General features: G+C 66.2%; 17 protein-coding genes. 2 read left to right on the forward strand and 15 right to left on the reverse strand.

Going from position 1 to position 13,825, the window contains the following annotated elements:
* Positions 1-120: 120 nt before the first annotated feature.
* The 8 genes from R3P93_RS24610 to R3P93_RS07190 form a co-directional block, all read right to left on the reverse strand.
* On the reverse strand, positions 121-702 hold the full coding sequence (locus R3P93_RS24610) for a TM2 domain-containing protein (protein WP_394855261.1): 582 nt from the start codon (positions 700-702) through the stop codon (positions 121-123).
* Positions 703-741: 39 nt separating this feature from the next.
* Complete coding sequence (locus R3P93_RS07160; protein ID WP_068052593.1) at positions 742-1,644, reverse strand: TM2 domain-containing protein; 903 nt, start codon at positions 1,642-1,644, stop codon at positions 742-744.
* Positions 1,637-2,656, reverse strand: coding sequence for a prolipoprotein diacylglyceryl transferase (lgt, locus tag R3P93_RS07165; protein WP_317532701.1), 1,020 nt, complete (start codon positions 2,654-2,656; stop codon positions 1,637-1,639). The genes R3P93_RS07160 and lgt overlap by 8 nt, the downstream gene beginning before the upstream one ends.
* A complete protein-coding gene (trpA, locus tag R3P93_RS07170) occupies positions 2,653-3,456 on the reverse strand; it encodes a tryptophan synthase subunit alpha (RefSeq protein WP_068052599.1) in 804 nt (267 codons plus the stop codon). Before trpA ends, lgt begins: the two co-directional genes overlap by 4 nt.
* Complete coding sequence (trpB, locus tag R3P93_RS07175) at positions 3,453-4,724, reverse strand: tryptophan synthase subunit beta (RefSeq protein ID WP_068052608.1); 1,272 nt, start codon at positions 4,722-4,724, stop codon at positions 3,453-3,455. The genes trpA and trpB overlap by 4 nt, the downstream gene beginning before the upstream one ends.
* A gap of 108 nt (positions 4,725-4,832) precedes the next feature.
* Positions 4,833-5,642, reverse strand: coding sequence for an indole-3-glycerol phosphate synthase TrpC (gene trpC, locus R3P93_RS07180; protein ID WP_037192691.1), 810 nt, complete (start codon positions 5,640-5,642; stop codon positions 4,833-4,835).
* Positions 5,643-5,721: 79 nt separating this feature from the next.
* Positions 5,722-6,387 (reverse strand): TIGR02234 family membrane protein, encoded by a 666-nt coding sequence (locus tag R3P93_RS07185; RefSeq protein ID WP_149406092.1) that lies wholly within the window; start codon positions 6,385-6,387, stop codon positions 5,722-5,724.
* Positions 6,384-7,952: an anthranilate synthase component I gene (locus tag R3P93_RS07190; RefSeq protein ID WP_149406093.1), complete on the reverse strand. Its 1,569-nt coding sequence runs from the start codon at positions 7,950-7,952 to the stop codon at positions 6,384-6,386. Before R3P93_RS07190 ends, R3P93_RS07185 begins: the two co-directional genes overlap by 4 nt.
* Before the next feature lie 56 nt (positions 7,953-8,008).
* Here R3P93_RS07190 and R3P93_RS07195 point away from each other — a divergent pair, with 56 nt between their 5' ends.
* Both R3P93_RS07195 and R3P93_RS07200 read left to right on the forward strand, forming a co-directional pair.
* Positions 8,009-8,470 carry a peroxiredoxin gene (locus R3P93_RS07195; RefSeq protein WP_094670067.1) on the forward strand — a complete coding sequence of 154 codons (462 nt, stop codon included), beginning with the start codon at positions 8,009-8,011 and terminating at the stop codon, positions 8,468-8,470.
* 89 nt (positions 8,471-8,559) lie between these two features.
* Positions 8,560-9,066, forward strand: coding sequence for a MarR family winged helix-turn-helix transcriptional regulator (locus R3P93_RS07200; protein ID WP_068052632.1), 507 nt, complete (start codon positions 8,560-8,562; stop codon positions 9,064-9,066).
* On the opposite strand, the gene hisI is transcribed toward R3P93_RS07200, so the two are convergent.
* From hisI to R3P93_RS07235, 7 genes are read right to left on the reverse strand one after another with little or no spacing between them, the layout of a single operon-like run.
* On the reverse strand, positions 9,057-9,410 hold the full coding sequence (gene hisI / locus R3P93_RS07205) for a phosphoribosyl-AMP cyclohydrolase (protein WP_068052616.1): 354 nt from the start codon (positions 9,408-9,410) through the stop codon (positions 9,057-9,059). The two genes, R3P93_RS07200 and hisI, sit on opposite strands and share 10 nt — an antisense overlap.
* Before the next feature lie 15 nt (positions 9,411-9,425).
* The gene (gene hisF / locus R3P93_RS07210) at positions 9,426-10,199 is read right to left on the reverse strand and encodes an imidazole glycerol phosphate synthase subunit HisF (protein WP_068052619.1); all 774 of its coding nucleotides are present in this window, start codon (positions 10,197-10,199) and stop codon (positions 9,426-9,428) included.
* Positions 10,196-11,026, reverse strand: coding sequence for an inositol monophosphatase family protein (locus tag R3P93_RS07215; RefSeq protein ID WP_094640092.1), 831 nt, complete (start codon positions 11,024-11,026; stop codon positions 10,196-10,198). The genes hisF and R3P93_RS07215 overlap by 4 nt, the downstream gene beginning before the upstream one ends.
* Before the next feature lie 7 nt (positions 11,027-11,033).
* On the reverse strand, positions 11,034-11,768 hold the full coding sequence (gene priA, locus R3P93_RS07220) for a bifunctional 1-(5-phosphoribosyl)-5-((5-phosphoribosylamino)methylideneamino)imidazole-4-carboxamide isomerase/phosphoribosylanthranilate isomerase PriA (RefSeq protein ID WP_008715867.1): 735 nt from the start codon (positions 11,766-11,768) through the stop codon (positions 11,034-11,036).
* Positions 11,769-11,824: 56 nt separating this feature from the next.
* Entirely contained in the window at positions 11,825-12,031 is a 207-nt protein-coding gene (locus tag R3P93_RS07225) for a hypothetical protein (RefSeq protein WP_094669887.1), read from the reverse strand.
* On the reverse strand, positions 12,028-12,657 hold the full coding sequence (hisH, locus tag R3P93_RS07230) for an imidazole glycerol phosphate synthase subunit HisH (RefSeq protein WP_094688504.1): 630 nt from the start codon (positions 12,655-12,657) through the stop codon (positions 12,028-12,030). The genes R3P93_RS07225 and hisH overlap by 4 nt, the downstream gene beginning before the upstream one ends.
* Positions 12,654-13,772, reverse strand: coding sequence for an MFS transporter (locus R3P93_RS07235; RefSeq protein ID WP_094669899.1), 1,119 nt, complete (start codon positions 13,770-13,772; stop codon positions 12,654-12,656). Before R3P93_RS07235 ends, hisH begins: the two co-directional genes overlap by 4 nt.
* Positions 13,773-13,825 lie beyond the last annotated feature (53 nt).

A 13,825-nucleotide genomic window follows, 5' to 3' on the forward strand; every position in this document is an offset into this window, starting at 1 on the left:
AATTCACCGGGACAGCTCTGGCCCGCGAAAGAATCCGGGATCTCTCCCGGATGGCGAAATCGTAGCAGCTGGCATTCGCATCGATGCAATCACGAATGTCGGCTGTGACGAATGCGATCGTCAGTCGCGCAACGGTCGACCGTGCTGATCACGCACGCTGCCGGTGAGCATCAATATGCCGTCGATCAACGGCCAGATTCCGCCGATACCGCAGGTGAGCCACGTGACGGCTATCTGCGCCACCGCGATGCCCGGCTGGTTGAGATAGAAGCGACCTGCTCCGAACGCGCCCAACAGGATGCCGAGCAGACCTGCCGTCAGCTTCTGCTTGTCCGAGAACGGCTCACCGGTGACCGGGTGCCGACCGTACGGAGCCATCGGGTCCATGTATCCGGGCCCGCCCGCGTACTGGGGACCACCGTATTGGGGAGCGCCGTACTGTTGGCCGCCGTACTGGGGAGCGCCGTACTGGCCGGACCCCTCGGATGGCGGTGGGTAACCGGTGCCGGGTGGAGGCCCGAACTGCCCCTGCTCGTCGACGCCGGGAGTGCCGTAGGTCGGAGTGCTGTACTTGGGATCGGGTGCGCCGTAGACGGGACCCGGCCCTGTAGGGGTGTTCTTCTCGAACGAGATCGTCGGCTCCGTCGAACCGGATCCGTCTTCCGGCGAACCGTTGGACGGCCATTTACCTGAGTCACTCACGTCGGGCTCCCTTGTGCGGATGCGGTGCGAACAAGGGGTTCAGTCTCTCAGTTTTCGCCCCTGAGGGTCCGTCACATTGCCCACCAGTATCAGCACGCCGTCGACGAGGTGCCAGACGAACAGCCCGAACAACACGATCAGTCCGAGGCCGAACACTGCCGTGAGCAGCACCCCGAAGAAGAACAGGAGCAGCTGGGCGACACCGATCCCGATACTGCCGAGATAGAAGCGACCGACACCCAACCAGCCGAGAAATATCTGCAACAGGCCGCCGACGATCTTGGACTTGTCCGACAGCGGCTCGCCGGTCATCGGATCACGCCCGTACGGCGCATCGGGGCCTACACCGAACCCGGGTCCGCCCTGGTAGCCAGGGGGTACGCCATAGCCCTGCTGGCCGTAGCTCTGTTGCGGGAAACCCTGCTGGCCGTACCCCTGCTGTGGGTAGCCCTGCTGTTGATAACCCGGCTGTGGGTAACCCTGCTGTTGATACCCCTGCTGACCGAAATTCTGTGGCTGGCCGAAATTCTGTGGCTGGCCGTACCCCTGTTGCGGATAGCCCTGCTGCGGATACCCCTGTTGCGGATAACTCTGCTGGCCGTAACCCTGCTGCTGGTAGCCGGGGGGTGGCGGGAATCCACCAAGCGGATTGTCGGTACTGCCGTCCGGACTCGGTGCCGGGTAGCTCGGCGTGCTGGACCAACCCGGCCCGTTTCCGATACCCGAGTACGTGTCCCACCCCGGACCCGTGGGGCCGGTCGGACCGTGCGAGGGCGCGGACTCCGAGGTTCCAGGAGGCTCCGAGAGCGACGCTTCGGCAGTGGCGTCGTAGTCGAACGGCGTGCCGAACGATGCGGTCCGCTCGGTCGCGTTGTCGCTGGAATCGGCAGTGCCGGAACCCGGCTCGGGCTCGGGTCCAGGGGTCTTGTCGAAATCAACCACGCGTACTGCCTTCTTCCTCGGCTTTCTTGTCGGACGTCCCAGCGGGCTGCACGTCGGCGGTGCCCGCGTCCGTGGTGTCGTCGACCGGCGTCGGGCGCGAGTCTGTCGCATCCGACGAGGTGACCTCGGAGACCTCGCGATCCTCGTCGTCGTTCGACCTCAGCGTTGCCGGTTCTTCTCGGCCCTTGGTGGCGATCACGAAGTACGCGACCGCCAGAACGAAGATGATGGCGGAGGTGAAAGTGTTGATGCGGATACCGGCGATCGTCGTGGCGAAGTCGTCGCGCATGAGTTCCACCCAGAACCGCCCCGCGCAGTATCCGGCAACGTACAGCGCGAACAGTCGACCGTGGCTGATCGTGTACTTGCGGTCCACGAGAACCAGAAGGACGACGACCGCGACGCTCCACAACAGCTCGTACAGGAACGTCGGATGCACCACTTTTTCCACGAAACCGGTCGAGACTCCGTTGAGTGGATCGAGCCGTCCGTTGGCGTCGACCCGCTCGTAGATCTCCAGACCCCACGGCTGAGTGGTGGCACGGCCGTACAGTTCCTGGTTGAAGTAGTTGCCGATGCGGCCGATCGCCTGGGCGAGCAGAATCGGTGGGCCGACGGCGTCACCGAATGCCGGCAACGGAATTCCGCGTCGACGGCAGGCGATCCAGGCACCGACGCCGCCGAGGAACACCGCTCCCCAGATTCCCAATCCGCCGTTCCAGACGTACAACGCTTCGATCGGGTTTCCGCCGGGACCGAAGTAGGTCTTCCAGTCGGTTGCGACGTGGTACAGACGCCCGCCCAGCAGCCCGAACGGGACGGCCCAGACTGCGACGTCGAGGACTGTGCCCTTGGTTCCGCCTCGGGCCACCCAGCGTCGATCACCCCACACCACAGAAACGACGATGCCGATGATGATGAACAGGGCGTAGGCCCGCAGAGCCAACGGTCCGACGTGCCACACCCCCTGCGGCGGACTGGGAATGTAGGCCAGGATCGCGGTCGAAGTCACGACGCTACGTTAGCGGAACGGACACCCTCGGCGAGTTCCGTCGTCAGGTCGCGCACGGCGTCGAGTCCCTTGTCCACGGCACTGACCAATGCCGAACCGACGATCACGGCGTCGGCATACCGGGCGATCTCGGCAGCCTGCGCACCGGAACGGACACCGAGGCCGACACCGATCGGGATGTCGGAGTGCTCACGAATGCGCGCCGAGAGCGCGGGGGCCATCGAGGACACCGCGTCGCGGGCTCCGGTGACGCCCATAGTCGAGGCCGCGTAGACGAAGCCGCTACTTGCTTCGACGGTGCTGACGAGCCGCTCCTCGGTCGACGACGGAGCGACGAGGAAGATTCGGTCGAGTTCGTAGCGGTTCGAGACCTCGATCCATTCCTGTGCCTCGTCGGGAATGAGATCCGGAGTGATGATTCCGAGCCCACCAGCGCCTGCGAGATCCCGCGCGAAGTTCTCGATGCCGTACTTGAGCACCAGGTTCCAGTAGGTCATGACGACCGCTTTTCCGCCCGCGGCAGAGACCTGCTCGGTGACTGCGAACACGTCCTTGACCCGAGCACCGGCTCGCAGCGCAACGTCGGCTGCGGCCTGAATCGTGGGGCCGTCCATCACCGGATCGGAATACGGAATGCCGACCTCGACGATGTCGCATCCGGCGTCGACCATGGTCTTGAACACCTCGACCGAGCGCGGCACGGTCGGAAAACCTGCCGGGAGGTATCCGACGAGCGCTGCGCGCCCTTCGGCACGGCACTGCGCGAAGGTCCCCGAGAGGCGAGAGTCGTTGTTGCTCATGGCTTGATCCCCACTTCGTCGTCCACGTTCGCTTCGCCGCCTCCGTCGATCAAACCGAACCACTCGGCCGCGGTGTCGACATCCTTGTCGCCACGCCCGGAGAGGTTGACCAGGATGATCGCGCCTTCACCCAACTCCTTGCCGAGTGTCAATGCACCGGCGATGGCGTGCGAGGACTCGATGGCCGGAATGATGCCTTCGGTCCGGCACAGCAGCTTGAAGGCGTTCATGGCTTCGGTATCGGTGATGCCGCGGTACTCGGCGCGCCCGATGTCGTGCAGGTACGAATGCTCCGGACCGACGCCCGGGTAGTCCAACCCCGCCGAGATGGAGTGGGAGTCGACGGTCTGACCGTCCTCGTCCTGCAGCAGATACGAGTAGGCACCGTGCAGCGCTCCCGGGGTTCCACCGCTGATGGTCGCGGCGTGGCGACCCGTCTCGACGCCGTCACCTGCCGCCTCGAAACCGATCAGTCGAACGTCGGCGTCGTCGATGAAGGCGTGGAAGATGCCGATCGCGTTGGAGCCACCGCCGACGCAGGCAGCGATGGCGTCGGGCAGCCTGCCCGTGGACGCGAGCACCTGCTGCCGCGCTTCGAGGCCGATGATGCGCTGGAAGTCGCGCACCATGACCGGGAACGGGTGCGGCCCGGCGACAGTGCCGAAGCAGTAGTACGTGTTGTCCGCGTGGGTGACCCAGTCGCGCAGCGCCTCGTTGATCGCGTCCTTGAGAGTGCGTGAACCGGACTTCACTGCGACGACTTCCGACCCGAGCAAACGCATTCGGGCGACGTTGAGGGCCTGGCGCTCGGTGTCGACCTCGCCCATGTAGACGACGCAGTCGAGACCCATCAGCGCACAGGCCGTGGCGGTCGCGACGCCGTGTTGACCGGCACCTGTCTCCGCGATGACACGAGTCTTGCCCATCCGCTTGGCGAGCAAAACCTGGCCGAGAACGTTGTTGATCTTGTGAGAACCGGTGTGGTTGAGGTCTTCTCGCTTGAGAAGAATACGAGCGCCGCCGGCGTGCTCGGACAGCCGTGTCGCCTCGAAGACCGGTGACGGGCGACCGGTGTAATCGCGCTGCAGTCGGTCGAGTTCAGCGAGGAACTCGTTGTCGCTGCGCACCTTCTCGTACTCGGCGGTGACTTCCTCGATCACACCCATCAGAGCCTCGGGCACGAATCTGCCGCCGTAGACGCCGAAGTGGCCACCCACATCGGGCTCGTGCGCGCTGCGATCGGTGAGGCCGATGCTGCTCTGCGGCAGATCAGCGCCCTTGAAACGGACTGCCTGCGGGGCGTCCGTGGTGAAAGAAGAATTGCTGGTGCTCACCTGTCCAGTGTGCCCCAACGGCGGACCGCAGCCGCGCTCGGGTCAGCGTGCGGGCTTGGGGCACGACGGATGCGTTCCGGCCGTCACCAGGTCCGAGACGGCCGTGCGTGGATCCCCTGCCGTGACCAAGCCCTCGCCGACGAGTACCGCGTCGGCACCGGCACCGGCGTAGGCGAGCAGATCTGCAGTGCCCCGCACCCCGGACTCCGCGATACGGATGATCTCGCTGGGCAACCCGGGCGCGATACGGCCGAAGCTGTCACGGTCGATCTCGAGCGTCTTCAGATTGCGGGCGTTGATACCGATGACGCTGGCACCGGCTTCGAGGGCGCGATCCGCTTCGGCCTCGGTGTGCACCTCGACGAGCGCAGTCATACCCAGCGACTCGGTGCGGTCGAGCAACGAGGTCAACGCATCCTGTTCCAGTGCCGCGACGATCAGCAGGATGACATCGGCACCGTGGGCCCGAGCCTCGTGGATCTGATACGGACCGACGATGAAATCCTTGCGCAGCACGGGAATCGAGACGGCGGCACGGACCGCGTCGAGGTCCGCGAGTGAACCGTGGAACCGACGCTCCTCGGTGAGAACGCTGATGATGCGAGCGCCGCCCTGCTCGTATGCGCGAGCGAGAACAGCCGGATCACCGATGTCTGCCAACGCGCCCTTGGACGGGCTCGCCCGCTTCACTTCGGCGATGACGCCGATGCCGTCCTCACGGAGGGCAGCTGCCGCGTCGAGGGGGGCCGGGGCTGCTTTCGCTGCTGCTTTCACGGCGGCGAAATCGACCACCGATTCACGCGCGGCCACGTCGGCTCGCACACCGTCGAGAATCGAGTCGAGAACAGTCATGGTGCCCCCAGTCCTTTCTGAGCGTCGACGTCCGATGTGAGGAATCTCATCGGGGTCGGACCTAGCGTAGAGGTCCGTTTCAATCCGACGAACGCCGGGTACCGGACTCGTCGGTAGGGTCTTCGCCTGCGTCGAGCGCGTCCCACATCATGCGTTCGGTGAGGTCCTCTCCCTCGTCCGCCGCGCCGGCACCGGATGCCGTGGTGCGCGCGCGCCGAGCGACCTCGTCGCGACGCACCGCCGGGGCGTCGTACTTGGACGAGAGTACCTGCGGGGCAAACGTTTTCCGAATCGACACCACAGCAGCAGCGAAGGCGCAGACTGCACCGACGAGGGTGACGATCGCCGGCAGAATCGAGACGTCCGTCATCGAGACCTGGGCGCGTGCAGGAAGCTCAGCCAGCGCCGCGGATTCGGAATCCGAAGCCCCGGCAGTGAGCAGTCGAACTGCCGGAATCGCGGCCGCCACGGCTACGACGGCGATCAACAGGGCCAGCACCCGAGAGGCCCACCCTCGCACGGCGAACGACGCGGCGATCGCTGCCACCAGCACCAGCGCGAGCGGCGTCGTGGCAGCAGCCCAGGTGCTGCCGAGCAGCTCGTCGGTCCGGCTCTCACCGAGGCCGTCGAACGACGTCACCCGAACCCAGGTCATTCTCGACGCGCCCCACAGGCACGCCGCTGCAACGACCAGAAGCGCGACGGGAAGAGCGGACGACCCGCGGCGACCGGATCGCTCGGTCATCGGCCGCCGACCTCACGGAGCGATTCCGCTGCCGCGACGGCTCCCAGCACCGCCATCGCCTTGTTCCGTGCCTCGTCGTCCTCGTACTCCGCAACCGAGTCGGCCACGACGCCTGCCCCGGCCTGAACGTAGGCGGTGCCGTCCTTGATCAGAGCGGTCCGAATCGAAATGGCCGTGTCGGCGTCCCCCGCGAAATCGAGGTAACCCACGATGCCGCCGTAGATACCGCGTCGCGTCGGTTCCAGCTCGTCGATCAGTTCCATCGCGCGCACTTTCGGGGCCCCGGAGAGGGTGCCTGCCGGGAAGCAGGCCTTGACCGCGTCGAGGGCGCGCTTGCCCTCGGACAACCGTCCGGTGACCGTCGACACCAGATGCATGACGTGGCTGTATCGCTCGATGTGGCGGTAGTCGCTCACGCGAACGGTGCCGGGAGCGCAGACACGTCCGAGATCGTTGCGGCCCAGATCGACGAGCATCAGGTGCTCGGCGTTCTCCTTCTCGTCGGCGAGCAGGTCCTTCTCGAGCAGCACGTCCTCTTCCTCGGACGTGCCGCGCCACCGTGTACCCGCGATCGGATGCGTGGTGGCCAGACCGTCGACCACCGTCACCAATGCCTCGGGGCTCGATCCGACGATGGAGAAGGCCGTCTCGTCGTTCTCGCCCGGTACGTGCATCAGATACATGTACGGGCTGGGATTGGAGGCTCGTAGCATTCGGTAGACGTCGAGGGGTGATGCATCGGTGTCCATCTCGAAACGCTGGGAGAGCACAACTTGGAACGCCTCTCCTGCTTCGATCTCCTCGACCAGGCGAGCGACGTCGGCACCGAAGCCCTCGGACGTGCGCTGACGCCGGAACTGCGGCGCGGGCCTGGAGACGGTGGAGACGGTGGAGGCCGCGGGCTTCGACAGGTCCGCACACATGCGATCGAGGCGACGCACGGCGTCGTCGTACGCCTCGTCGACGTGCTCGTCGGTGCCGTTCCAGTTCACCGCGTTCGCGATCAGGGTGATCGCTCCCTCGTGGTGGTCGACGGCCGCGAGATCGGTGGCGAGCAGCATGACCATCTCCGGGACACCGAGGTCGTCCTGCGCGTGCTCGGGCAGTTTTTCGATGCGCCGCACCGAGTCGTATCCGAGGTAACCCACCATGCCGCCGGTCAACGGGGGTAGACCGGGCAGCCGCTCCGAGTGCAACAGCTCCAATGTCCGCGCCAGCACTTCGAGAGGATCACCGCCGCTCGGCACGCCCGCGGGGACGTTGCCGCGCCACGCGGCCTCACCGTCGATGACCGTGAGCGACGCCGGAGCGCCTGCACCGATGAACGACCACCTGGACCACGAGCTGCCGTTCTGCGCGGATTCCAGCAAGAAGGTTCCGGGTCGATCGGCACCGAGCTTGCGGTATGCAGACAGTGGAGTCTCGGAGTCGGCGAGCACCTTTCGCGTCACGGGCACCACGCGGTGCTCTGCGGCGAGATGCCGGAACACCTCACGTGAGGTGGTCGAGTCCGAGTTCTCGGTATCGGGAGTGGGGCTGGGGTCGGTGGTCGTCTCGCCGTGCATGCCACCATCCTCCCAGGTTCGGGTGCAGGGTCGGCGCTCGCGGTAACCTGCCGAGCATGAAACCAGGCGAGCTCGTTCCCGATTTTTCCCTTCCGGACCAGACCGGAAAGACCCGAACACTGACCGAATTGCTGGCGAACGGTCCGGTCGTGCTGTTCTTCTACCCCGCGGCCTTCACTCCCGGTTGCACCGCCGAGGCGTGCCACTTCCGGGACTTGGCATCGGAGTTCGCCGAGGTCGGAGCAACCCGCGTCGGCATCAGCGCCGATGCTGTCGCCAAGCAGGCAGAGTTCGCCGCCGCCAAGTCCTTCGACTACCCGCTGCTCTCCGACGAGGACGGCAGTGTCGCCACCGCATTCGGCGTCAAGCGCGGTCTGCTGGCAAAGCTCTCCCCGGTCAAACGCGCGACGTTCGTGATCGGCACCGACCGGAAGGTACTCGAGACCTTCTCGAGCGAAGTACGGTTCGAAGCCCATGCGGACAAGGCTCTGGAGTACCTGCGGGCACATCGCAGCTAGAGCACTGTCCGACGCGATGCCTCGGGTGGGGGGGAACCTCGAGGCATCATGTGCAGGCGACAACCAACTCGATCGAGAGGTTCCCCGCGATGAACACGTCGGCGACACCGCAACACACGGTGGATCCCCGTTGGCTCACCGAGAGTCAACAGGAGGCCTGGCGATCACTCGTCGCGCTGGTCACTCGGTTGCCGGCAGCGTTGGACGCTCAGCTGCAGCGCGATTCGCAGCTGACCCACTTCGACTACTTCGTCCTCGCGACGGTCAGCGAGAATCCCCAGCGGCGGATCCAACTCCGCGATCTGGCCGAGTACGCGAATGCGTCGCTCTCGCGCCTGTCACACGTGGTGACGAAGCTCGAGAAGGCCGGGTGGGTCGAGCGCGAGAGCATCCCGGGCAGCCGGGGATCCTACGCAGTGCTGACCGACGCAGGTATGGCCAAGGTCGTGGAATCGGCACCCGGGCACGTCGGCACGGTGCAGTCGCTGGTGTTCGAGGGTCTGTCCGACGCGGAGGTCGAGCAGCTCGGGACCCTGAGTTCGACTCTGCTGGCTCAGTTGGACAAGGGAATAGCAGCGGGAACCGGTCACGCCTGAGTATCGGGGCCCAACAGGACGTCGGCGTCGAAGCAGGTATGTGTGCCGGTGTGGCATGCCGCGCCGACCTGATCGACGACCAGCAGCACGGTGTCACCGTCGCAGTCGAGTCGAACCTCGTGCACGTACTGCGTGTGACCCGACGTCTCACCCTTGACCCAGTACTGCTGCCTGGACCGCGAGTAGTAAGTGCCCTTACGGGTGTCGAGGGTTCGAGCGAGTGCCTCGTCGTCCATCCAGGCAACCATGAGTACCTGACCGGTGGATCTTTCCTGCACGACAGCGCTGAACAGCCCGGCCTCGTTGCGCTTGAGCCGCGCGGACAGCGTCGGGTCGAGTGTCATCGAAAATCCTCTTCGCTATCGAACGACGATGTGCTCGGCGCGCATCGCATCTTTGACCTGGCCGATGGTGAGATCGCCGAAGTGGAAGACACTCGCGGCAAGAACGGCGTCCGCTCCGGCGTGCACTGCCGGCGAGAAGTGCTCGACGCTACCGGCTCCACCGCTGGCGATCACCGGCACGTGCACCGCAGACCGAACGGCGGCGATCATCGGCAGATCGAATCCAGCCTTCGTTCCGTCGGCGTCCATCGAATTGAGCAGGATCTCCCCGACGCCCAGTTCGGCACCGCGTACTGCCCATTCGACGGCGTCGATGCCGGTGCCGCGTTTGCCGCCGTGCGTGGTTACTTCCCAGCCCGACGGGGTGTCCTGCTGCCCCTGAGGGACGGTTCGGGCATCGACCGAGAGCACGATGCACTGTGAGCCGAACCGTTCGCTGAGCTCGCGCAACAACTCCGGTCGGGCGATCGCAGCGGTGTTGACGCTGACCTTGTCCGCACCGGCTCGCAACAGCCGATCCACATCGGCGACGGTGCGCACTCCCCCGCCGACGGTGAGCGGGATGAAGACCTGCTCGGCGGTGCGGCTGACGACGTCGAGCATCGTGCCCCTGTCCGAGGTCGACGCGGTGACGTCGAGGAAGGTCAGTTCGTCGGCACCCTGCGCGTCGTAGGCGGCCGCGAGCTCCACGGGATCGCCTGCGTCACGGAGGTTTTCGAAGTTGACTCCCTTGACGACCCGTCCGGCGTCGACGTCGAGGCACGGAATCACTCTGACCGCGACGCTCATCGCACCGGTCCTTCCAGATAGTCGACGGGATCACCGAGTTCGGTGATCACCTTCAGCAATTCTTCGTGCACTCCTGGCCCGGCTGCCAGGACCGATGCAGAGTCGACGGTCCAGGGTTCACCCGCGAGGTCGGTCACGATTCCGCCTGCTGCGCGTACCAGCAGCGCACCGGCCGCGTTGTCCCAGGCACGGTGACCGAAGACGACTGCGCCGCCGAGTACTCCGCTGGCCGTGTACGCCAGATCGACTCCGGTGGCACCGTGCATCCGCAGTCGCGAGGAATGCATCGACAACTCTTCGAGAATGCGGAATCGGAACCGGCCCGGCAGCGAACCGCGGCTGGCGACGTTGAACGCACCGAACCCGATCATGGACTCGCGCAACGCTTTCGGCTTCAGCGCCGGGAGGGCGACACCGTTGAGCAGCAGGGGCCCGCCTGCCACAGCGCCGAAACGCTGATCCACCAACGGCAGCCAGGTGAGCCCGAGCACCGGCTCGCCGTCGTCGAGCAACGCCAACAACGTTCCGGCCGAGGGCAATCCCGACGAGTAGTTGAAGGTCCCGTCGATCGGGTCCAGCACCCAGACGAGTCCCGAGTTCAGGTCCGGTCCCCCGAACTCCTCACCGTGAACGGCGATTCCGGTGGCCTCGTACAATTCCGCACCGAGCCGCCGCTCGAGTTCCAGGTCCACCGCCGTGGCGAAGTCGTCGGGGCCCTTCTGCACCGCGCTCGGTGCGCCGACGCCGGCGACGAACCGATCGTGGATGCCGTCGAGCAGACCGCCGGCGATCTCGAGCAGACGAGTCGGGTCCTCGGGAACGGTCATTCCTGCGTTACCGAGACACCGCGGCGAGGGCGTCCGGGAGCGTGAAACGTCCGGCGTACAGCGCCTTTCCGACGATGGATCCCTCCACCCCGCGGTCGACGAGTCCGGCGATCGCCTCCAGGTCTGCAATCGTGGACACGCCACCCGACGCGATGACCGGCTTGTCGGTCTTGGCACACACATCGGCGAGCAGTTCCAGGTTGGGTCCGGTCAACGTGCCGTCCTTGGTGACGTCGGTGACGACGTAGCGCGAGCACCCGTCGCGCTCGAGCCGCTCGAGAACCTCCCAGAGGTCGCCGCCGTCGCTCACCCAACCGCGACCGCGCAACCGCGGCGCTCCGTCGACGATGAGCACGTCCAGACCGACGGCGACACGATCACCGAACTCGCCGATCGCGCGGGAGCACCACTGCGGATCTTCGAGGGCTGCGGTGCCGAGATTGACTCGCGCGCAACCGGTCGCCAGCGCCGCGCGCAGCGACTCGTCGTCACGAATTCCGCCGGACAGCTCCACCTTGACGTCGAGCTCGCCGACGACCGACGCCAGCAGCTCGCGGTTGGATCCGCGGCCGAACGCAGCGTCGAGATCGACGAGGTGGACCCACTCGGCACCGTCGTTCTGCCACGCGAGTGCGGCGTCGCGAGGCGACCCGTACTTCGTTTCGCTTCCTGCTTCTCCTTGAACGAGACGGACAGCTTCGCCGCCTGCGACATCGACAGCAGGCAATAAGACCAGGCTCACGTGCGGTTATGCTACGGGCCGAGCGTGTGTGAACTCAAAACGGGTCGACTGTGGTGCTACCGGAGTTCCTTGCGCGTCATGCGGGTGGACACCACGCCCATGGCCGCGATCGCGCCGACCACACCGGCCAACGCGATGACCAGACCCACCCCGGCGCTCGGCTGCAGCACCGCGATCAGTGCCGTCGCGAGGGCGAGCACGATCACGGCTGCACCGAGTGCTCGAAAGGCCAAGCGCCCGAGTGAGAACTCGCGCTCGCTCACACCGATCGGACCCAGTTCTCCAGCAGCGCGGCCCCGGCGTCACCGGACTTCTCCGGGTGGAACTGAGTGGCCGAGAGCGCACCGTTCTCCACTGCAGCGAGAAACCGGCCGCCGTGATCGGCCCAGGTGAGCAACGGGGCAGCGATGGTGTCGCTGAGTTCGAGCTCCCACTGCTGCGCGGCGTAGGAATGGACGAAGTAGAACCGGGTCTCGGGATCGATGCCGTCGAACAGCACGCTCTTCTCCGGTGCCTCGACGGTGTTCCACCCCATGTGGGGCAGCACCTCGGCCTGCAAACGCTCCACCGTTCCCGGCCACTCCCCGCAACCGTTCGCCTCGACACCGAACTCGACGCCGCGGTCGAACAGGATCTGCATTCCGACGCAGATGCCGAGCACGGGACGTCCGCCGGCCAGGCGACGGCCGATGATGCGGTCGCCCTTCACCGCCAACAGACCTTCCATGCAGGCGGCGAACGCACCGACACCGGGAACGACCAACGCTTCTGCGTTCAGAGCCTCGTCGAAGTCAGAGGTCACGGTCACATCGGCACCGACCCGGGCGAGAGCTCTCTTCGCCGAGTGCAGATTGCCCGAGCCGTAATCGAGCAACACCACAGAAGTCATGTGGGAAGTCTATCGGGGCGTGGTCTCGCGATGAGCGCCACCGCCGCGACGACGACCACCGTGGCAGCCGCGGCGGCGAATCCGGCGGTGTACCCCACACTTGTCGCCAGGACGCCGAGGGCGAGGGCTCCGGCCCCGGTACCCGCGTCGAAGCTGATGTTCCAGACGGCGCTCGCGCTGCTGTACCGGGCGGGGCCGGCTGCGTCGAACGCCATCACGAGACTGTCGTTCTGGCATGCGCCGTACCCGATTCCGAACAGGACGGCTGCGACGAAGAACAGCGCCGCTGGCATGTTGCCGAGCGCGGCGATTGCGAAGAGAGCGATGCCGATCGCCGCCGACACCAGAGCCGGAAACACGGAGCGTCCGATTCCGATTCGGTCCGCCACCGACCCTGCGACGTATCGTCCGACGAGCATCGCGGCGCTGACGACGGCCAGTGCGAGTCCGATCATCGCGGCTCGGTTCGATTCGGCGATCGGCAACAGACTGGTGATTCCCCCGTATGCCGCGGACACCGAGGCAACGACGAGACACGGCACCAGGAATCGACGTACATCGAGGCGAACCCGCTCGATCCTCGGCGGCTGCGGTGCGGGCCGGGTCGGCGGCAACAGCGCCACTCCGATCAGGCCGGCTGCGGGCACCAGAGCACCGAGGACGAACACGGCCGTCGGACTCGCCGCGAAAATCACCAGACCCAGTGGCAGCGTGACCATCTGAGACAAGGCGACGGCGATGCCCTGCGCGCCCGTTGCCCGGCCGAGCAACGCCGTCGGAGCGAGCTCGGCGACGATGGCGGCACCGGCGACCGTCAACATTCCGAACCCGGTGCCCCGCAGGGCGGACACCGCCAGCGCCGGAGCGGCCTCGACGGAGACGATGAACAGCAGCGCGGGTAACCCGAGGAGCAAGCATCCGGCCGCGAGAACCGCGCGGTGGCCGACCTTCATCAGCATGCTCGGCACGAACAGTTGAGTGATCACCGTCGTGGCCATGAAGATCGCGGTGCTGGCAGCCGCCACTGCATCCGATGCCCCCGACTGGGACACCGCGAGGGGGACCACCGGAAGCAGCAGTCCCCAGCCACCGAACGACGCCGCACCCATGGCCATCGCGGCCGGAAGACCGCGGATGGAGCTCAGGCCGCTCAATGCACGAGCGCCGA

This window comes from Rhodococcus cerastii (genome assembly GCF_033042195.1).
GTDB lineage: Bacteria > Actinomycetota > Actinomycetes > Mycobacteriales > Mycobacteriaceae > Rhodococcoides.